Annotated in this window: 17 protein-coding genes; 11 read left to right on the top strand and 6 right to left on the bottom strand. The window is 42.8% G+C overall.

Annotated elements, in window-relative coordinates:
- Positions 1–131: 131 nt before the first annotated feature.
- The 8 genes from RB604_RS09335 (at position 132) to RB604_RS09300 (ending at position 7,955) form a co-directional block, all read left to right on the top strand.
- A complete protein-coding gene (locus RB604_RS09335; protein WP_005925126.1) occupies positions 132–893 on the top strand; it encodes an ABC transporter ATP-binding protein in 762 nt (253 codons plus the stop codon).
- A gap of 120 nt (positions 894–1,013) precedes the next feature.
- Positions 1,014–1,526 carry a C40 family peptidase gene (locus RB604_RS09330; RefSeq protein WP_044093760.1) on the top strand — a complete coding sequence of 171 codons (513 nt, stop codon included), beginning with the start codon at positions 1,014–1,016 and terminating at the stop codon, positions 1,524–1,526.
- 19 nt (positions 1,527–1,545) lie between these two features.
- On the top strand, positions 1,546–2,424 hold the full coding sequence (locus tag RB604_RS09325) for a TraB/GumN family protein (protein ID WP_005925131.1): 879 nt from the start codon (positions 1,546–1,548) through the stop codon (positions 2,422–2,424).
- 199 nt (positions 2,425–2,623) lie between these two features.
- Positions 2,624–3,280: an HAD-IA family hydrolase gene (locus RB604_RS09320; RefSeq protein ID WP_007478532.1), complete on the top strand. Its 657-nt coding sequence runs from the start codon at positions 2,624–2,626 to the stop codon at positions 3,278–3,280.
- A 221-nt stretch (positions 3,281–3,501) separates the two neighbouring features.
- Positions 3,502–3,819, top strand: a complete 318-nt coding sequence (gene rplU / locus RB604_RS09315) for a 50S ribosomal protein L21 (protein ID WP_005925137.1) — start codon at positions 3,502–3,504, stop codon at positions 3,817–3,819.
- Between the two features lie 21 nt (positions 3,820–3,840).
- The gene (rpmA, locus tag RB604_RS09310; RefSeq protein ID WP_005925140.1) at positions 3,841–4,110 is read left to right on the top strand and encodes a 50S ribosomal protein L27; all 270 of its coding nucleotides are present in this window, start codon (positions 3,841–3,843) and stop codon (positions 4,108–4,110) included.
- 145 nt (positions 4,111–4,255) lie between these two features.
- Positions 4,256–5,530 carry a serine--tRNA ligase gene (gene serS, locus RB604_RS09305; RefSeq protein ID WP_007478534.1) on the top strand — a complete coding sequence of 425 codons (1,275 nt, stop codon included), beginning with the start codon at positions 4,256–4,258 and terminating at the stop codon, positions 5,528–5,530.
- 136 nt (positions 5,531–5,666) lie between these two features.
- Entirely contained in the window at positions 5,667–7,955 is a 2,289-nt protein-coding gene (locus RB604_RS09300; protein WP_007478535.1) for a bifunctional dihydroorotate dehydrogenase B NAD binding subunit/NADPH-dependent glutamate synthase, read from the top strand.
- A gap of 93 nt (positions 7,956–8,048) precedes the next feature.
- On the opposite strand, the gene panD is transcribed toward RB604_RS09300, so the two are convergent.
- Both panD and panC read right to left on the bottom strand, forming a co-directional pair.
- A complete protein-coding gene (gene panD / locus RB604_RS09295) occupies positions 8,049–8,402 on the bottom strand; it encodes an aspartate 1-decarboxylase (protein WP_002559520.1) in 354 nt (117 codons plus the stop codon).
- A 22-nt stretch (positions 8,403–8,424) separates the two neighbouring features.
- Positions 8,425–9,273 carry a pantoate--beta-alanine ligase gene (gene panC, locus RB604_RS09290; RefSeq protein WP_005925152.1) on the bottom strand — a complete coding sequence of 283 codons (849 nt, stop codon included), beginning with the start codon at positions 9,271–9,273 and terminating at the stop codon, positions 8,425–8,427.
- Positions 9,274–9,519: 246 nt separating this feature from the next.
- On the opposite strand from panC, the gene RB604_RS09285 reads away from it, so the two are divergent.
- Together RB604_RS09285 and bamH are read left to right on the top strand one after the other, a co-directional pair.
- The gene (locus tag RB604_RS09285; protein ID WP_005925155.1) at positions 9,520–10,344 is read left to right on the top strand and encodes a glycogen/starch synthase; all 825 of its coding nucleotides are present in this window, start codon (positions 9,520–9,522) and stop codon (positions 10,342–10,344) included.
- A 25-nt stretch (positions 10,345–10,369) separates the two neighbouring features.
- Entirely contained in the window at positions 10,370–11,914 is a 1,545-nt protein-coding gene (bamH, locus tag RB604_RS09280; protein ID WP_007478536.1) for a BamH family beta-barrel-assembly machinery protein, read from the top strand.
- Between the two features lie 92 nt (positions 11,915–12,006).
- On the opposite strand, the gene RB604_RS09275 is transcribed toward bamH, so the two are convergent.
- From RB604_RS09275 to RB604_RS09265, 3 genes are read right to left on the bottom strand one after another with little or no spacing between them, the layout of a single operon-like run.
- A complete protein-coding gene (locus RB604_RS09275) occupies positions 12,007–13,437 on the bottom strand; it encodes a glycoside hydrolase family 57 protein (RefSeq protein WP_005925161.1) in 1,431 nt (476 codons plus the stop codon).
- A gap of 15 nt (positions 13,438–13,452) precedes the next feature.
- Positions 13,453–14,721 carry a glycosyltransferase gene (locus RB604_RS09270; RefSeq protein WP_005925163.1) on the bottom strand — a complete coding sequence of 423 codons (1,269 nt, stop codon included), beginning with the start codon at positions 14,719–14,721 and terminating at the stop codon, positions 13,453–13,455.
- Between the two features lie 14 nt (positions 14,722–14,735).
- Positions 14,736–16,676 carry a glycogen debranching enzyme N-terminal domain-containing protein gene (locus RB604_RS09265; RefSeq protein ID WP_005925166.1) on the bottom strand — a complete coding sequence of 647 codons (1,941 nt, stop codon included), beginning with the start codon at positions 16,674–16,676 and terminating at the stop codon, positions 14,736–14,738.
- Positions 16,677–16,841: 165 nt separating this feature from the next.
- Between RB604_RS09265 and RB604_RS09260 the strand changes: the two genes are divergently transcribed.
- On the top strand, positions 16,842–17,543 hold the full coding sequence (locus tag RB604_RS09260) for a rhomboid family intramembrane serine protease (RefSeq protein ID WP_007478537.1): 702 nt from the start codon (positions 16,842–16,844) through the stop codon (positions 17,541–17,543).
- 87 nt (positions 17,544–17,630) lie between these two features.
- Here RB604_RS09260 and RB604_RS09255 read toward each other — a convergent pair whose 3' ends face one another.
- Positions 17,631–21,923 (bottom strand): hybrid sensor histidine kinase/response regulator transcription factor, encoded by a 4,293-nt coding sequence (locus RB604_RS09255; protein ID WP_055295102.1) that lies wholly within the window; start codon positions 21,921–21,923, stop codon positions 17,631–17,633.
- Positions 21,924–21,949: the final 26 nt, after the last annotated feature.

The following is a 21,949-nucleotide window of genomic DNA, read 5'->3' as shown; positions in this document are numbered from 1 at the left end:
ATTATGAATTAATTAGTGGAATGTAAATTCCGGTGATGCCTAATAATAATTTTCCGAACCATAAATCATAATTCATAAATCATAAATCCTTTAACTCATCAATCATAAATCTTAATTCATAAATCATCAATATGATTACCATAAATAAACTTCAAAAAAACTTTGGTGAAAAAAAGGCTGTAGATATCGAGAGCTACATGATCGATCAGGGAGACATGCTTGGCCTGGTAGGTAACAACGGAGCCGGTAAAACCACCCTCTTTCGCTTGATACTGGATTTGCTAAAGGCAGATGCAGGAAATGTAACGATCAATGATGTAGATGTCAGCAAAAGTGAGGAATGGAAAAAATTCACGGGTGCTTTCATTGACGACGGATTTCTGATAGATTACCTGACGCCTGAAGAATATTTCTACTTCATCGGTAAAATGTATGGATTGAAAAAAGAAGAAGTAGAGGAACGTTTAAAGCCATTCGAACGTTTTATGAACGGAGAGGTGACCGGACAAAAGAAACTGATCCGTAACTTCTCAGCCGGAAATAAACAGAAAATCGGTATTATCTCGGCAATGCTCCATTATCCGCAGTTGCTCATTCTGGACGAACCGTTCAACTTCCTCGATCCGAGTTCACAATCCGTCATCAAACATTTACTGAAAAAATACAACGAAGAGCACAATGCTACGGTTATTATTTCCAGCCATAATCTCAACCACACGGTAGATGTATGTCCACGTATCGCTCTGCTCGAACATGGTACCATTATCCGTGACATCCGGAATGAAAATAATTCGGCCGAAAAAGAACTCGAGGATTATTTCAATGTCGACGTGGAAGAATTTACTCCGGAAGAAAATATTCCGGAACAGGAGGTAGAAGAACCGAGAGAATAATTTTTCAATGTGATAATATGCCAATGTGCCAATTAGTTGTGTTATAATGACAGAATTCAAAATTAAAAAAACAGGCTAATTGACGGCATTATGGCAATGGAATACAAAAAACGGGAAAAGATGAGAAAAAACTTTTTATATATTCCGGTAATATTGGGACTGATATTCAGTCTCAGTTCCTGCCGTTCAGTTGCCCCCAGATTGGATTATAAGGCATTAGCACGTGCTTCTGTCCGTTTGGGCATAGACATTCGTCTGGAAGATAATCACAAACTCTATCTGGAAGCGGCCGAATGGATCGGCGTCCCTTACCACACAGGAGGAGATTCGAAACGGGGGACCGATTGTTCCGGATTTACCAGCCATATATATAAAAAAGTATACCACACGAAACTGTCCCGCAGTACGGACGGACAAAAGAAAGAGAGTAATAAGGTGGCAAAACGCAACTTGCGGGAAGGCGATTTGGTCTTTTTCACCAGCAACCGCTCCGGAAAGAAGGTAGCCCATGTAGGCATCTATCTGAAAGAAGGCAAATTCATTCACGCCAGTACTACCCGGGGTGTGATTGTAAGCCAACTGAATGAGCCCTACTACACAAAGCACTGGATTTCCGGCGGACGAACACGTTAATAATAAAAAACAATTCATTATGAAAAAGTATTTGGGAACACTTCTTTTATTTTGCGTTGCAATCAGTACAAATGCACAGTTATTATGGAGAATATCCGGCAACGGGTTGACAGAACCTTCTTACATTATGGGAACGCATCATCTTGCTTCACTCAGCATCAAAGACAGCATCCAGGGATTACAGGCAGCACTCGACCATACCCGGCAGGTATACGGCGAATTGAAAATGAGCGAAATGCAAGATCAGACCAAAGCTGCTGCTCTATTGCAGAAATATATGACGACAGAAACGGATACGACTTTCAAGTCGCTCTTCACTGACGAAGAATACGAGCTGATCAACAAATGTTCGAAAGAAAACCTGATGTTTGATATTGCCATGTTACCAAAAGTCAAACCGGCTTTTCTCAGCAACAATCTGATAGTTATCCTTTATATGAAACATGTCGGCGGATTCAATCCGCAGGAGCAACTGGATACCTATTTCCAGACACAGGCAACTGAAAAAGGGAAAAAGACAGAGGGCTTGGAAACGATGGACTTCCAGATGGATCTGCTTTACAACCAATCTTCTCTTAAGCGCCAGGCCGAAACATTGCTCTGTTTTATAAACAACATCGATGAAAACATCGAACTGACTAAAAAGCTCACTTCGGCTTACATGACACAAGATTTGGCCGCCATGGAGAAAATCTCCGACGGAGAACTTTGCAGCATGACCCCACAGGAAAAAACAAATATGATCGATAACCGAAACCAAAAATGGGTAAAGGCGTTACCGGAAATCATGAAAACAGCGCCGACCTTTATCGCTGTCGGCGCCTTGCACCTGCCGGGAGAAAACGGAGTCCTAAACCTGTTGAAAAAGCAGGGCTACGCGGTTGATCCAGTAAAATAACCAATTGATTTTCAAAGCATAAAGAGATATATACTCTTACCTGCCAAAAGTATATATTTCTAAGGGGTAATAGTGTATACTTTCGACCGATAAAAGTATACACTATTATTTTTTCTAATTCCCCCCTCAAATCATATTATATAAAAGCATTTTTGTTTTCATAACTATCCTTTCGTATCTTTGCCAAAAATTCCGGCAAATGAAATACACGACTTACTTATTCGATTTTGACTATACACTCGCCGATTCATCCCGAGGCATTGTTATTTGTTTCCGCAATGTACTCCAACGACACGGCTATAAAGACATCACCGATACAGCTATCAAACGTACCATAGGCAAAACCCTCGAGGATTCGTTCAGTATTCTGACCGGAATTACAGATATGGAGCAACTGATCGCCTTGAAAGAGGAGTATTCCGAAGAAGAAAATCAGCACATGAACCGGAATACCCGCCTTTTTACAGATACCCTCCCTACCTTGCATAAACTAAGGCGACAAGGGGCACGTATCGGAATCATATCCACCAAAAACCGTTTCCGTATTGAAGAATTCATGAAAATGCATCTTCCCCAAGGATGGTTCGACATCATTATCGGAATGGAAGACGTAAGTCGTGCCAAGCCCGATCCGGAAGGTTTGTTACTTGCCATCGAAAAGCTGAAAGTGTCTCCGGAAGAAACTCTGTATATCGGAGACAGTACCGTAGACGCCCAAACCGCCGCTTCGGCAGGAGTCTGTTTTGCCGGGATAACAAGCGGAATGACGAAATTCGGAGAACTGGCCCAATACCCACATGTCAGCATCATCAGTAATCTTAAAGAGCTGGTATCCCCACCCCCAAAATACGGATAATCAGAATTCCAACGACCGTCTTCAAGGACATCTATTAATCATAAAGCGAGAACGAAAAATAAGCTTTTAAAGCAGTTCTTAAAAAATAAAGAAGAAATATTTGTCTGAAAAGAATAAAAACAGTACTTTTGTGGCCGATTATTCCGCACCGGGTTCAACAAAGTGTTCTCTAAGTGATTAAAGACCACCCGACGGAGCTAACTTATACATTTATATATAAGATGTACGCAATTGTAGAAATTAACGGTCAGCAATTCAAAGCAGAAGCTGGCAAAAAACTGTTTGTACACCACATTCAAAATGCAGAAAACGGTGCAACAGTAGAATTTGACAAAGTTCTTTTGGTAGACAAAGACGGCAACATCACTGTAGGTGTTCCTACTGTAGAAGGTGCAAAAGTTGTTTGCCAGATTGTTTCAAGCCTGGTTAAAGGTGACAAAGAGCTTGTTTTCCACAAGAAAAGAAGAAAAGGTCACAGAAAACTGAACGGTCACCGTCAACAGTTTACAGAGTTAACAATTACAGAAGTAGTAGCTTAATCAATTAAAAAGTAAAAAGAAATGGCTCATAAAAAAGGTGTCGGTAGTTCTAAGAACGGCCGCGAATCACACAGCAAGAGATTAGGCGTTAAGATATTTGGTGGCGAAACTTGCAAGGCAGGTAACATCATCGTTCGTCAAAGAGGTACTGAATTCCACCCGGGTAATAACATGGGTATGGGTAAGGACCACACTCTTTTCGCTTTAGTAGATGGAACAGTTAGTTTCAAAGTAACCAAAGAAGATAGAAGATACGTATCTATCATCCCGGCTGAAGCAACAGAAGCATAAGCTTCGGACATAACCATATTGAAAAACGGAGATGTAATCCAAGTGATTGCATCTCCTTTCTTTTTTACATCCTAAAGAGCCGCATCTCTGTATTTTTATTTATCTTTGTACCCTCAAAGAGAAATGTTCATAAAAAAGTATTGATATGCTTACTATTAAACAAATTACAGAAAACACCGACGCGGTAATCCGTGGCCTGGAAAAGAAACATTTCAAAGACGCAGCAGCAACCATTGCCAAAGTCATTGAAGTGAATGACAAGAGACGTAACACACAGAATCAATTAGATAAAAATCTGGCAGAGGTAAACTCGCTGTCGAGAACAATCGGCCAGTTGATGAAAGAAGGTAAAAAAGAAGAAGCGGAAGCAGCACGCACACGTGTTGCCGAACTGAAAGAAGGCAACAAGGTTCTGGATACGGCCATGACCGAAGCGGCTACCGAGCTTCAGAATCTTCTGTATACCATCCCCAACGTTCCTTACGATGAAGTGCCCGAAGGTGTAGGTGCGGAAGACAACGTTGTGGAAAAAATGGGAGGAATGGAAACCGAACTTCCCAAAGACGCCCTTCCCCATTGGGAACTGGCAAAAAAATACGACCTGATAGACTTTGACCTCGGTGTAAAAATCACCGGAGCGGGTTTTCCCGTATATAAAGGTAAAGGAGCACAGTTACAGCGTGCACTCATCAACTTCTTCCTGGACGAAGCACGCAAATCGGGATATACGGAAATTATGCCTCCGACAGTAGTCAACGCCGCTTCCGGCTACGGAACAGGACAGCTACCCGACAAAGAAGGTCAGATGTATCATTGTGAAGTAGACGATCTTTATCTGATCCCGACAGCGGAAGTACCGGTAACCAACATCTACCGTGACGTTATCTTGGACGAGAAGCAACTTCCGATCATGAATTGCGCTTACACCCAGTGTTTCCGTCGCGAAGCCGGCTCTTACGGTAAAGACGTTCGCGGCTTGAACCGCCTGCATGAATTTTCAAAAGTAGAGTTGGTGCGTATCGACAAACCGGAACATTCCCGTCAATCCCACCAAGAGATGCTGGATCACGTAGAAGGCCTGTTACAGAAATTAGAACTTCCCTACCGTATTCTTCGCCTTTGCGGAGGCGATATGAGTTTCACCGCCGCTCTATGTTTCGACTTTGAAGTATATTCGGAAGCACAAAAGCGTTGGCTGGAAGTAAGTTCTGTTTCCAACTTCGATACCTATCAGGCCAACCGTCTGAAATGTCGTTATCGCAATGGCGAAAAGAAAACAGAACTCTGCCACACACTTAACGGATCCGCATTGGCATTGCCGCGTATCGTAGCTGCATTGCTCGAAAACAATCAGACACCGGAAGGTATCCGGATACCGAAAGCATTGGTTCCCTATTGCGGATTCGAGGTTATCGATTAAAGGAAATGGTCACAGATGCATAAGAAGCCGCCCCAAAAAGGCGGCTTTTCTTTTATTATTCCCAAATAAGCTGTATCTTTGCCAAAATATCATTCTGATAGCAGTTACGTAGTAATTCCAACAAATTAATTAGATAATGAACAAAATCATTAACAAAGAACATTTTTCCGAGAAAGTGTTCAAACTGGAGATAGAAGCTCCGCTAATAGCAAAATCGCGTAAAGCGGGACATTTTGTCATTGTTCGCGTAGGCGAAAAGGGCGAACGTATGCCATTGACTATTGCGGGCGCTGATGTAAAAAAAGGAACCATCACTTTGGTTGTGCAAGAGGTGGGACTTTCTTCTACCAGACTCTGTGAACTTAATGAAGGTGATTACATCACCGACGTTGTAGGTCCACTGGGGCAAGCCACACACATCGAAAACTTCGGGACAGTAGTCTGTGCCGGTGGTGGCGTAGGTGTTGCTCCGATGCTGCCTATCGTTCAGGCTCTTAAAGCTGCCGGAAACCGTGTCATCACCGTTCTGGCCGGGCGTACCAAAGAACTGATTATCCTTGAAAAAGAGATGCGCGAAAGCTCGGACGAAGTGATTATCATGACAGACGACGGTTCTTACGGCCGTAAAGGACTCGTAACAGAAGGTGTGGAAGAGGTCATCAAACGCGAAAAGGTAAACAAATGCTTCGCTATCGGTCCGGCCATCATGATGAAATTCGTATGCCTGCTGACTAAAAAATATGAAATCCCTACAGATGTATCACTGAATACCATCATGGTAGACGGCACAGGTATGTGCGGTGCCTGCCGTATTACGATCGGCGGTAAAACAAAGTTTGTGTGTGTAGACGGTCCGGAATTCGACGGGCATCAAGTGGACTTCGACGAAATGCTGAAACGTATGGGTGCCTTCAAAAACATCGAGCGTGAAGAAATGCACAAACTCGAAGAACAGTGTGAAGCCATCCCAACTACAGATGAAAACAGCCGTAACGCCCCTTGGCGCGAAGAATTACGCAAAAGCATCAAAGCCAAAGAACGTTCGAATATAGAACGTTGCAAGATGAACGAACTCGATGCCGAATACCGCTCTCACAGCCGTAAAGAAGAGGTAAATCAGGGATTAACCAAAGAACAGGCCGTCATGGAAGCCAAACGTTGCCTGGACTGTGCCAATCCGGGATGTATGAGCGGTTGCCCGGTTGGAATCGATATTCCCCGTTTTATCAAAAACATCGAACGCGGTGAATTCCTCGAAGCAGCCAAAACACTGAAAGAAACCAGTGCTCTTCCTGCCGTATGCGGCCGTGTATGCCCGCAGGAAAAGCAATGCGAATCCAAATGCATCCACTTGAAAATGGGTAAAGAGGCAGTAGCTATCGGCCATCTCGAACGCTTTGCTGCCGATTACGAACGCGAAAGCGGACAAATATCCGTTCCCGAGATTGCCGAAAAGAATGGAATCAAAGTAGCTGTTATCGGTTCCGGTCCCGCCGGACTTTCCTTTGCAGGAGATATGGCTAAATACGGATACGATGTCACAGTATTCGAGGCATTGCACGAAATCGGCGGTGTATTGAAATACGGCATCCCCGAATTCCGTTTGCCGAACAAGATCGTAGATGTCGAAATAGACAATCTGGCCAAGATGGGTGTCACTTTCATTAAAGACTGTATCGTTGGAAAGACTATCAGTGTAGAACAACTGGAAGAGGAAGATTTCAAAGGTATATTCGTTGCTTCAGGTGCCGGACTGCCTAATTTCATGAACATACCGGGTGAGAATTCGATTAACATCATGTCATCCAATGAATACCTGACTCGTGTCAACCTGATGGATGCCGCCAGTCCGGATTCCGATACTCCGGTTGCCTTCGGCAAGAATGTAGCCGTTATCGGCGGTGGAAATACGGCAATGGACTCCGTCCGTACAGCCAAGCGTCTCGGTGCGGAACGCGCCATGATTATCTATCGCCGTTCGGAGGAAGAAATGCCTGCCCGTCTGGAAGAGGTGAAACACGCTAAAGAAGAGGGAGTGGAATTTATGACCTTGCATAACCCGATCGAATATCTGGCCGATGAGCAGGGGCGCGTAAAGCAAGTGGTGCTGCAGAAAATGGAACTTGGCGAACCGGACGCATCCGGACGTCGCAGCCCCGTAGCCATTCCGGGTGTTACCGAAACAATTGACATCGATCTGGCTATCGTCAGCGTAGGGGTATCTCCCAACCCGATTGTACCGAGCTCGATAAAAGGCTTGGAATTGGGCCGCAAAGGCACCATTGCGGTAAACGACAATATGCAATCATCCATCCCGACTATCTATGCCGGTGGCGATATCGTACGCGGCGGTGCTACCGTTATCCTGGCCATGGGCGACGGACGCAAAGCGGCAGCGGCCATGAACGAACAATTAAAGAAGTAAACCCATTCCATCGGAATGATCCAATAAAAAAATCCCGCTTACTACCATGTAAACGGGATTTTTTATATATCTCAAGAGCGATGTCCTACTCTCCTATTTCACCACACTGTTCGTTACCGGATCCGGAAAAATCACTGTCGGCTTAAACGATTTTGCTTCTTCAAAATCCATCAGCGCATACGACATGATAATCACAATATCATCCGGTTGAACCTTCCGGGCTGCAGCACCGTTCAGGCAGATTTTGCCCGAGCCACGTTCACCTTTGATAATATAGGTTTCAAAACGCTCACCATTGTTATTGTCAGCGATATACACCTTTTCACCGGCAATCATGTTCGCAGCATCCAGCAGGTCTTCATCAATCGTAATGCTACCCATGTAGTTCAGATTCGCCTCCGTGACACGTGCACAATGAATTTTCGACTTCAACACTTCAATCATCATAAGGGTTTGGTCTTTTTTTAGTTTAAACTTCTTTGTATTTAATGTTATCGATCAGACGGACTTCTCCGCAAAAAACTGTAATACAGCCCACTGCATACGATGTCTCATTCCAATCTCCAATCTTCTGCAAAGTGTTTCCGTCTACTATCTCAAAATACTCCAGACGAAGCCCCGGCGCAGCAGCAATAGCATCTTCCACCATCTTTTGCGTTTCACTCACCGAATGAGTGGCTGCAAAGGTACGACTTTTAAATAATGTCCGGGAAATATTTAAAGCATTTTCACGTTCATCGGACGACAAACGGGCATTCCGGCTACTCAATGCCAATCCATCCTCTTCACGGACAATGGGACAACCCACAATTTCAAGATCAAACTTCATTTGACGCACCATCTCACGAATAATAGCCAATTGCTGGAAATCTTTCTCCCCGAAATAGGCACGATGTGGCTTCACTGCATCAAACAATTTACTCACTATCTGGCATACCCCATTGAAATGTCCGGGACGGAACGCACCTTCCATTACCGTATCCAGAGGTGCATAACCAAACTGGCGTGTATCGGGTTCAGGATACATCTCCTCTACCGAAGGAGCAAATACCAAAGTCGCCCCACAATCCTCAAGCAACTTACAATCGGCCTCCAGCGTACGCGGATATTTTACCAGATCGTTTTTATCATTAAACTGAGTAGGGTTTACAAAAACACTGACTACCGTTACGTCATTCTCATTTACACTACGCTTCACAAGTGATGCGTGCCCTGCATGCAAAGCACCCATAGTAGGTACCAGCCCCACCTTTTTCCCTTGGGCTTTCAGTACCGAAAGTCCGGCCTGCAAGTCCTCGATCGTATGTATTACTTTCATTTCAATTCGCTTCTGTTTCTTTTTTGTTTGAAAAACTGTGCAAAATAAACTATTATTTACCATATAAAGAAGAAATATCGCAAATTAATGCAAAAGGCAAGCATAGGACAAAAATAAGCAAAAGGCATTTTATTACTGAAAATCAACCACTTAACAATTCATAAGGAATTATACCGGCCGATGACTTGCTTTAATGCCCTTTTTTTTTTATATCTTTGCAGAATATTTACGAGAAGGATTGTTATTATGACAAAGGCGAATAAGGTTTTATTTATTACACAAGAGATTACCCCTTACGTTTCTGAATCTGAAATGGCTAACATTGGCAGAAATCTGCCCCAGTCCATTCAGGAAAAAGGCAGAGAGATCAGAACATTCATGCCCAAATGGGGAAATATCAACGAACGCAGAAATCAGCTGCATGAAGTGATACGTCTTTCCGGTATGAATCTGATTATCGACGACACCGACCACCCGTTAATTATTAAAGTCGCATCCATACAATCAGCACGCATGCAGGTATATTTCATCGACAATGATGATTATTTCCAAAACAGGCTGCAAACATCCGATGAAAATGGAATTGAATATGATGATAACGACAGCCGTGCTATCTTTTATGCCAGAGGAGTATTGGAAACAGTAAAAAAATTACGTTGGACTCCCGATGTGATTCATTGCCACGGCTGGATGACTGCGTTGGCTCCCTTATACATCAAGAAAGCTTATAAAGACGAGCCTTCATTCCGCGATGCAAAAGTTGTATTTTCAGTATACGAAGACGATTTCAAAAACACGCTGAGCAGTGATTTTGCTACCAAATTAATGTTGAAGGGCATCAACAAAAAAGATGTGGCCATGCTGAAAGAGCCGGTAGATTATGCAACTTTATGCAAGTTGGCTGTCGACTACTCGGACGGAGTGATACAAAACAGCGAACATGTCAATGAAGAGATTATGGATTACGCACGCCAATCCGGAAAACCGGTTCTCGAGTATCAGACTACCGAAACATATGCCGATGCCTGCAATGAGTTTTATGACAAGGTGTGGGAAACAGAACAAGAATAAAAAATTGAACTAAGATACGACGATAATGAAAGTAAAATATCTATGGGTTATCCTATTGTCTCTAACTTTCTTCGGATGTGATGACAATACCGGTACATTGGGATTAGGGATGTTTCCGGGTGGAGATCAGAACATAAACGGTAAATTGGCAACGTTCGACGTCAAAACCCAATCGGAACTCGCCGGAAAAGTTTTTGCAAAGACAAGCGTCGGCTATCTGGGAAAATTTACTGATCCGGATTTCGGCTATTATGAGGCAGGTTTTTTGGCACAATTACATTGTAATGAAAACTTTACCTTTCCACCGCTTTATAATAAAGATAACCCAAACGATCCCAAAGCGATCATGGTGAAAAATGAAGTATACCGCACAGAACTGTCATTGGCTTACAGCAGTTATTTCGGTGATTCACTGACAGCCTCCCGTTTGAGTGTCTACCAATTAAATAAAGATCTGGATAAGGAATCTGCCTATTATACCGATATCAATCCGGAAGATTTCTACAATAAAAATGACCCCAGTGCCTTATTGGGACGAAAAGCCTATACAGCAGTAGATTTATCCGTAGCCAGTTCGGTTAGAAATCAGAGTGGTTACACTCCTTCGGTTACTGTAACTTTACCACAGACCTTAGGCCAGAAGATTCTTGAAGCCAGCAGAAAGGCAGATGAAGATAATGTAGATTTCGCAAATGTATTCAGAGATATTTTCAAGGGAATCTATGTAAAAAATGACTATGGTGACGGTACGATCCTCTATATAGACCAAATCGAACTGCGTGTCATATATGAATGCTATGTGAAAGGAGACGATGGTGCCAATCTTAAGAAAAGCGACAATGAAACAGACTCTACTGCATACGGTTATCGGACATTTGCCGCAACCAGGGAAATCATTCAGGCTAATGCATTCAACAGTGACGAGGATAAAATCAAAGAGAAAGTGAATGAACGGGAATGGACGTATCTAAAAACTCCTGCCGGCATTTATACGCAGGTTTCATTACCTTTGAATGACATACGGGAAAAGCTAAGTCAAGATACATTGAACGTCGTTAAATTGGCATTGACCAATTATAACCAAAGCAATGATAAAAATAAATACGACTTTAGTATGAATATTCCCAGCTACGTATTGCTGGTTCGCGAAAAAGAGAAGGAAAGTTTCTTCCAGGACAATAAGATCAACGATGATGTAACCTCCTACATTGCCCAACACAATGCCATAAACAATAATCAATATGTATTCTCCAACTTATCGAGACTCATTAATACTTGTCTGGCAGAAAGAGCGGCAGCCGTAACAGCACTCAAGAATGACGGAAAAATAGAAGGTATTTTAGATGTCGATACAGGAACACCCGTTACTACCATTGAGGCATGGGAAAAAGCGACTTCATGGGATAAGGTTGCCATCATACCGGTAACTATTACAAGAGATAAAAATACCAGTACCACAAGTGGAAGTATCATCAGTATTCTCAATGACCTTAAACCCGGTTACACGAAGTTGAAAGGAGGATTAGACAGTCCACCGTTGTCATTGGAAGTTATTTATACTTCTTTCTAAACTAAGTCCAAAAGACAGATAAAAATAAAAAGGAACAGGTCGGAATTTTAAAGTTCCGACCTGTTCCTTTTTTAATGTATCTTCTTCAGTTTCTATTCTGCTTTCTTCTTACTTTTTGGAGCAGCTTTCTTTGTTGCAGTCTTTGCAGCAGTCTTTTTAGGAGCTGTCTTTTCCTCTTTTACAGCTTTTTCTACAGCAGCTTTGGGCTTGGCAGCAGCTTTTACAGCCTTTGCCTTTTCCTCTTTCGCGCGTAATTTATCCAACTCTTTATGAAGCTCTGCGATCTCTTCACCTTGATTATGGATAGTAGTCAGCAATGAATTCAATTCTTCATCATCGATATCTTCCGGGTACAGCGAATTTACCCTCTTGATAAAATCACCCAAAATATTCATATAATTGGTGAAAGCATCATATGGAGAATCATAAATACCACGATTGAGATAAATCCCCGTATTCTTTGTAGTCATAAACCGGAAATTATTACTTGCCTGAAGATAATCCCAGTCCTGCTTTATACGGCGGTCATCAGACATATGCACACGCTCGGCCACACTATACAGTTTGTTGAATGCCTCGCGTTGCATGACATTACCCAACCAGCAACTTGTATCTCTCTCTTCGTCCACCCAAGAGATAGGATACGGTACATCCAGTTGGGAAACCGATTTTAATTTAGTTACAATCTCTGTAGGCGTAGAGAAAGTGATTCCTTTTTCTTTTGCACAATACGGAAGTGCTTTCAAGAATTCCAATATATTGGAAGAAAGCGGCTGCACCATACCCAAAGCACTCAATTCCATAAATATATTGATAACCTGCTCTTCCTGAGGTAAAGCATCGATCCAGTTAATGTACTTATCGGCAAACAACGGATATTCACTCCACTCGGAATTAGAGAAACGCAAACCGATATCATCCGATAGTTTATAATCTCTCAACAACAATTTCAAGCTCGGAGCCTGATTGCAATGATATACATAATGAGGACTCTTCCAACCCAAAATATATTTAGCACCTTCCGTGAGCATACCTTTGAAACCCATAGCAGCTACTTGAGCACCAATTTCATCGGAATAAATCAGACTTGAATTACGGAATACCTTCGGTGCCTTACCAAACATCTGTTTGATTTTATCGCTCATACGCATCACCTCTTCCCGGAAGCAATCTTCATTAGCTAATGACGATAAGCCGTGTGAATAAGGCTCAGCTAAGAATTCACAACAGCCGGTATCATTAAGCTGGTGCAGCAAGTCAACTACGGCCGGCGCATGAATCTCGAGCTGCTCTAATGCAACGCCCGAAATAGACAGCGCTACTTTGAATGCCCCATTAGAATTCTTAGCCATTTCGATCAATGTGCTAAGTGCCGGAATATAAGAGCGTTCGGCAACCTCATTTATACTTATCTCATTGGCATAGTCATCATAATAGTAATGATCGGCACCTATATCGAAAAAACGATAACGTTTCAGATGAATAATTTGATGTATTTCAAAATAAAGACAGATTGTTCTCATATCTATATTATTTTATTATTTATAATTCTTTATTACTTCGTCATAGATACCACGCACTTTGTATCCGACGTTTTCCCATTTAATCTGGTCCACTTCTTTCTTCCCTTCATCACACAGATATTCATACATCGCAGGATAAGTACAAATGGAATAAATTGCATCTGCCATCGCATGAATGTCCCAATAATCCGTCTTAATGCATTTCTCCAAAATCTCTGCACAACCGGACTGCTTGGAAATGATCGTCGGTACACTACACTGCATCGCTTCCAACGGAGAAATACCAAATGGCTCGGACACAGAAGGCATAATGTAAACATCGCTGGCTTTCAACACTTCATATACTTGCCGGCCTTTCATAAATCCGGGGAAATGGAAACGATCGGCAATTCCGCGTTCAGCAACCAAACGAATCATCTGATTCATCATATCGCCACTACCGGCCATTACAAAACGTACATTCTTGGTACGCTGCAACACCATAGCAGCCGCCTCTACGAAATACTCCGGTCCTTTCTGCATAGTGATACGTCCCAGGAAAGTAACCACTTTTTCTTTCGGATTCTTATTCGGAACAATATCCAGAATATCCTGCGACAACGGTGAAACCGCATTGTGCACGGTAGACACTTTCTTCGGATCCTGATAATATTTATGAATAACAGTCTGCCGGGTCAACTCACTTACGCACATGATGTGATCGGCATGATCCATACCGTTTTTCTCTATTGCGTATACAGTAGGATTTACATTACCACGGCTACGGTCAAAATCGGTGGCATGCACGTGGATCACCAACGGCTTACCCGATACCTGTTTGGCATGCAGACCGGCCGGATATGTCAACCAATCGTGTGAGTGTATGATATCAAACTCCTGCTGACGGGCTACCACGCCGGCCACAATGGAATAGTTATTGATCTCTTCATGCAAATTGTCCGGATAACGCCCCGAGAATTCGATGCATCCCAAGTCATTTGTATGCAGATAATTGAAATCGGCATAAATATGATCACGTAAATCATAATAAAGTTGCGGATCCATATAAGAGCCCACACGGTCTTTCACGTACTCCCAATTCACATCTCTCCAGACTACCGGTGTACTGTTCATACCGATAATCTTCAAAAAACTCTGATCTTCATCACCCCAAGGTTTGGGAATACAAAAGGTGATTTCCATATCCTGCTGGAGAGACATTCCTTTCGTTAAACCGTAACTGGCAGTTCCTAAACCACCTAAAATATGCGGGGGGAATTCCCATCCAAACATTAATACTTTCATTTTCGTCCCTCCTCTTATAAATTATACTTTGACAATAATTTCAAAATACGCAGAATCTCAGCCACGTTCATTGCAAACGACACAGCCCCACGTCCTTTGAAAGGAGGGTTACCGTCAAACAATTCGGGTAATGAACTGATGCAATGACTTGTCATCTCATCTTCAAAACCAATCAACTGACGTTCTACAAACGAAATACCGCTCATCTTATAAATCCGCAGATAAGCTTCCATATAAAAGCCCATCAGCCACGGCCAGGCAGTTCCCTGATGATAAGCATAATCACGTTGAATCTGAGGTCCTACATAATTAGGATTATAGCCACCGCTCTTCGGACTTAATGTACGAAGGCCTTTCGGGGTAAGCAGTTCTCTCGTCACAATATCCAACACCTGTTTCTTCTGTGCCCGATCGAGAGGAGAATAATCAAAGGCTACCGTAAATATCATATTAGGCCGTACACTCCAATCCATCATATTTCCGTCTACGTAGTCGAGTAGATAGCCGTATTCATTGCGGAATACTTCTACAAAAGACTTGCCTGTTACTTCCGCCTGTCCGTCCAGCAAATCGGCCAATACCGTATTACCGCCTTCCCGAACCAAATCGGCCACAAAACGAAGCGCATTATACCACAAAGCATTTATTTCTACGATATATCCGGTACGGGGCACCACCGGACGGCCATTAACCGTTGAATTCATCCAAGTAATGGCCTTATCCGTACCGTTGGCATAAAGCAGGCCATTTTCGTGTAAGAAGAGATTGTTATGTTTTCGCTGACGGATAAATTCGATAATTTCCTCCAACAAGGATCCGTATTTCGCCCGGCATTGATCGCGTGAAGTTTCCTTGGCATACTGTTGCAATGCCCATACAGCCCACAACAGAACGTCCGGATCTTCCATTTCATAAATTTTACACCCTATAGGTTCGTCATTGATATAATTGCGAATGGCTTTCTCTGCAGTCTTCATGACATCCTCAAACTCATCCACTTCATCGACAGCCAACGTCAATCCGGGCAACGATACGAACATATCGCGTGCACGACACTTAAACCACGGATATCCGGCAAGAATATAATGCTCTTCTTCTTGTTTGTTATGAAATTGGTGCGCTGAATTTTTCAAGCAATGATAGAAGCTGTCGCGTGGCGTCCGGTCTTCTGCTTCTGTTTCAAATACCTGTTTCAAACGTCGGGGAGATATTTCGGAAATACCGGCAGAAAAGACGATACTTTCACCTTTCTTGATATCCACTTCGAAATAGCCGGGTACATAAAGGTCTTCGTTGAAATCGTATCCTCTTTCCTGTTCTTTAGGATACTCGATACCCCGATACCAGTTGGGGTCAAAATGGAATTCATTTTTCTTGTTCAATTGCATGAACAATTCCGGATAGCCGGGATACATACAGGTTTTTATACCGTTTTCCACCAATTGATAGTCACGGCTTGCCTGTGCATTTTCATGGGTATACTCCCGCACGCTTCGGAAAGCCAAAAATGGCCGGAAACGCAAGGTTGTTGCCGAATGGGCGTCGATCAAAGTATAACGAATCAGAATCCGGTTTTCGTGATGTACAAAAATTTTTTCTTTACGGAGAATAACTCCTCCCACACGGTAAGTCGTTGCCGGAATATGTTCACAATCGAATTCACGGATATATTTATGCCCATTCGGACTATAATTATTTCCCTGATATTTATGTAATCCCAGGTTAAACTCCGCACCGTGCTGAATTACCGTTTCATCAAGAGAAGATAGCAGCACATGATTCTCATCATCCAGGTTGGGAACAGGAATCACCAACAAACCGTGATATTTGCGTGTGTTACAATCTACAATCGTTGTACAATGATAAGCTCCCGCACGGTTCGTCCTAAGAATTTCTCTGGGAAGAGATTCCTCCAGATTGACCATCAGAGTCTTGTCAAAATGTAAATAACTCATAGTTGTGCATTATTTAAAGGTTAATTATATTTCTGTTATCATAATTCTAAGTATGATTCCCAAAAATACGAATTAAAGGTAAAAACAAAAATAAAATCGGTTTTTATTTTCCTTTTTCCTTAAAATATTCGCAACATTGTGTATATTTAACCAAAAAAAAGAGAAATGAAGCAGGATTTACGAAAAATTCTCTTAGCAATGATGCTTCCGTTGTTCCTTATTTTTATCCTTTATATAATAAAGATATTAGAGGTAGGTATGGATTGGGACTTCACACGCTTAGGAGTATACCCTATGGAACAAAAAGGGATGTTTGGCATTTTCGCACATCCGCTGATACACAGCAACTTTGCTCATTTATTTGCCAATACGCTACCTCTCTTTTTTCTTACGTGGTGTTTATTTTATTTTTACCGGGGGATTGCTCCTTATATATTCTTCATTATCTGGATAGGTTGCGGTGCCATTACTTTTATCATCGGAAAACCCGGATGGCACATCGGAGCAAGCGGTGTGATTTACGGATTGGCTTTTTTCTTGTTTTTCAGTGGATTATTGCGAAAATACGCCCCTCTGATTGCCATTTCATTATTGGTTACTTTCTTATATGGCGGACTCGTATGGCAAATGTTCCCTTACTTTACACCTGCCAATACTTCATGGGAAGGGCATCTTAGTGGAGCAATCATGGGATCACTCTGTGCTTTTGCATTTATCGGATACGGACCACAAAAGCCAGAACCATTTGCAGAGGAAGAAGAAGAGGAAGAAGAAGAAAAAAGTAACACTAATGAAGAAGAAATAATAGAGCAAGCGGTATCAGAAAAAGAAGAACTCACACATCATGCAACCGGCAATCCTATGTAATATCACTAACAAAGACTATAAATAAAACCCAATCCAGAAAACAAAAAAAGGAAAGAGATAATTCATACTAATACCTCAGTAATATAATCAGTTTTTCATTGCTTTTCGTCTCTTATATTCATTCGGTGTGCACTGCATCTGTTCTTTAAATACGCGACTGAAGTACTGCGGTGAGGAAAATCCGCTTTGATAGGCAACTTCCGACAAACTGTATGTGTCGGCATCCAATAACTCCAAAGCCCGTTTCAAACGCATCTCTTTCACCAAATCGATCGGAGAAGCTCCTGTAAACGTCTTTATCTTACGATAGAATACGGCACGGCTCATATTCATTGTTTCAGCCAAGTCATCAATCTTGAAATCCGGATTCTGCAGATTCTCATCGACTAACCGGATCACCTCCTGAATAAAAGTGTTATTAAAGGATGGAACCGATTCCAGCACCTGCTCCAATTTCACATCCGGCTGCTTCTTTTCCGTTTTATCCGAGTCTTTCAATGAACTCCCGAGATAATACGCTGCCAAAGAGCTGCGTTGCCTTATCAACGACTCAATCCGCGCTTTCAAGTAAGCAGAATTAAACGGCTTGGCTATATAGTCATCCGCACCATACTCCAACCCTCTGACACGATCGTCAACAGACGCTTTGGCCGAAAGCAGGATCACGGGAATATGACTGGTATCGCGATTGACTTTTACTGCTGCCAGCAATTCAATGCCATCCATTTCGGGCATCATCACATCACTGACAATCAAATCCGGCAATTCCCGACCTATTATTTCCAGACCTTGCCTGCCGTCACCGGCTTCCAATACATGATAACAGTCTCTCAATATCATAGCCAGAAAACGACGGAGCTCGTCATTGTCTTCTATGATCAGAATACTCCTCTCCTTCTCCTCCTGACGGGATAACTGTACTTCCACAGGGTATTCGAACTTTACTTCATCATTCAAAACAAATTCAGCCATCGAATCGGCAGCATATGCCTCGTAAGTGCAGGGTAAGGTAACGGTGAAAACGGTTCCCTGTCCGGGAATACTTTCAGGCTGTATCGTGCCGTGCAGCAAATCCACGAATTCTTTCACCAGAGAAAGCCCGATACCGGTAGAACGGTTCGGATCTGTTTTTCCGAAAGTCTCGAAGCGGCCGAACAAGTTATCGATTTTCCGGAGATCCATCCCCTTGCCCTCATCACGTACGGAAACAAACAAGCAACCGGACTCCATACGTACCGCCATGGTAATGGACTTACCATCCGCCGTATATTTAAACGCATTGGACAGTAAATTGAAGAGTATCTTTTCCAATTTATCCATATCCGTATAACAACGTATTTCCGGCGTTTCGGGAATCAAACGGAAATGAATGGAACGTTCGTGAGCCAATTGTGTAAAGTTCTCACCAACCTGCCGACACAAGGCAACCACATCTCCCTGTTCAATACTCAACTTCATCTTTCGCCCCTGTATCTTCCGGAAGTCCAAAATCTGATTGACAAGCCTCAACATACGGTTTACATTGCGCCGGGCTACCTGCATATTCTCTGTCCCGCTCTTTTGCAGTTGTCCTCGTTCTACGATTTCTTCAATCGAACCGGATATCAAAGTCAACGGTGTACGGAGCTCATGCGAAATATCAGTAAAAAAGCGTAGTTTCAGATCGGTCAACTGCTGTTCTAAAGTTACTTTCCGTTTCAAGTTCGTGATATAGACAATGATACCGGATACCGTAAGAATAAGGATGATCGCTATAAGAACGTAAAGCACCCATGCCCATGCCGTCTCCGTGAAACGGGGCTGAATATGTATGTAAAGAGGAGTAATATTATCGCACCATACACCATCGCCATTCGTAGACTTCACCTCCAATACAAAATCACCGGAAGGCAAATTGGCAAAGCCGATGGAATGGTTCTCTCCGATATATCCCCATTGATCGCTGATACCCTTCAAACGGTAAGCGTATTGAAGTGCCTCCGAATTTGTATAATCCAATGCTGAAAAGGCAATGGTAACATTCCGTTCTTTTTTGCCCAACACCAGTGAATCGGCGGCCAGTACGGAATTGGAAACCGTACCGTCGCTGTTCTGAATATCCACTCCGGCATAAACGATGCGCGGCACAAAACTGCTCTTCTTCAAATCGTATAAACGGAGACGAAGAACACCCTGATTCGTACCGATATACATAGCTCCCTGCTGATCGATAGCCGGATGGGCCTCAGTAATCTGCAAATCCGTATGCAGATTGGCACTGTCATACGTATCGAATCCTTTGCGGTCCGCCCTGTACTTACTTATATAATTCTCAAAACAAATCCAGATATTCCCTTCTCCGTCTTCCAACATCGATTGCGGTAAATCAGACGGAAGCCCGTTTTTCATATTAAGGTAATGAAAACGGATTCGTGTATTCAATAATGAATCCACATCAGCCATACAAATTCCCCCACTGTAAGCGGCAATATAGATTTTACCATCCCGGCTTTCAAGCACATCCATGACGTCATTATTACTTAATCCGTCCTCACAGTCATTGTGAAAGAATTCGATGTCTTCCGGCTTCTGAAAATCATCCGAAAAACTCAATAATCCTTCCGTAGTGCCGGCAAGTACGACGCCTTTCCGGGTACAACACAAACTACGCACTTTGTGACACATATCACCGGGGTACCCTTTCATCAGATTCTCCGAATGAATAAAACGGGGATTATCCAACGTTCCGGAAAACAGATTGATTCCCCCGCCAAGTGTACCGATCCATATCCGGTTCCGGGTATCCCGACAGATGGAATAGATGGCATCATTGCTTAAAGCATACGGATCTTGTTTATCGTGACGGAAAGTGTGAAGTGTAAATTTCCCATCATATTCCGTCGCCACTACTATCCCGTGGTTTCGTGTTCCCAACCACAAACGATGCTCGCTATCCTCAAAGAAAGTATAGACATTCCTGCCGAAAGAGATATTCCGGTTTTGCAGCAGTTTGCCTGTGGAATCCATATTACCCACATAATTACCCTGTTTGTCATACACCTCCAGCCGATTCTCCTTAGAAGCAACCCACAAGCGTTTTTTCGAATCGATAAAAACACCCCGTACCTCTTGTTCGGCCGAAGTATGGATGTAATCATAATTACGATTGGTGAAGTAAATTTTATCAAAACCGTATTTACGGCTTACCCACAGATTTTTGTGGGAATCTCTCAGAAAAGCTCTCCCTTCTGTCCGGTAAGGCTCTTTCTGTCCGGTTGTATATCGATAGGCCGGTTCCAATCCGTCAGTAACAGAATTATAAAAATAAAAACTCCCGCTACGGGTCATAAACCAAATTCCTCCGAACTCATCCTCATGCACATGCCGGAAAGTATCCGTGCCGGTCAGATTCACTTGGAAAGAGGTTACTTTCCGGTCAGCAGGAGTATAACGTAGCACTCTTTGTCCGGACAACATCCAGATTACGTTTTTTCTTGAATAGTGCACACCTGTGACATGCAAAGGATCGAGAGCTGCTTCCTGTCTGTATAACTGTTCAAAAAACTTTTTCCGCGTATCATAAACAATCACTTTCTCCGAATCCGGAATCAACAATCTGCCGGATTTTATAGAAACCAATCCACTGACCGGCTTCATTGGAAAAGGATTCGGGATATGCAGAATCCCGGCATCCGGCACAAATGTATAGAGTTCTCCTCCTTCCGTCAAGAAATAAGTACTTTTATCTGCCTCCTTGACATATCTCAACCGCACATCGGTCTGTATTTCGGGATGGTTGTAAACAAAAGTACCCTGTTCGGTCAATATCCACTCGTATCCTCTTTTGTCTTGATAGACAGTGTATATCTTCTGCCCATGTCCGGCACAGGAACGGCAGGGCAAATGCACAATTCCATCAGCTTCACCCAAACGTTCCTCATCGATCCGGAACAATTCTCCGGCTTTATTACTAAACCAAAGGATCCCGCCTGTCTGCTTATATATTCGCGCTACCTCTTCATAACCAGCCAAATGAGGATAACCGAAAAAGACATTGCGGAACTTTTCAGTACGTGTATCAAAGAGATAAAGCAGGTTGTTGTAGGTAATACACCAGATGTTTCCCTTTTGGCTTTTTATAATTTGCTGAATACGATTGTATTCAAGGCGAGTATCGTCCGTAAGATATGACTTATAGTTCTGAAATGTATAGCCGTCAAACTTCTCCAATCCATTCCAGGTAGCCATCCAGATATACCCTTTATCATCCTGCAGGAAATCCGCCACAGTGTTTTGAGACAACCCGTCTTTGGCTGAATAATAACGCACGTGCATCAGGCTTTGGGCAGAAAGCACAAACGGACAAACAAGATAGAGAATGATGAGAAACAATTTAAGCATAACAAACCTTTAGATAGACAAAGGTA

Origin of the sequence: Bacteroides salyersiae, assembly GCF_031172035.1 — a bacterium.
Taxonomy (GTDB): Bacteria; Bacteroidota; Bacteroidia; order Bacteroidales; family Bacteroidaceae; genus Bacteroides; species Bacteroides salyersiae.
The sequence above is the reverse complement of the archived record's forward strand: the minus strand, read 5'-3'. Positions and strand labels throughout refer to the sequence as shown.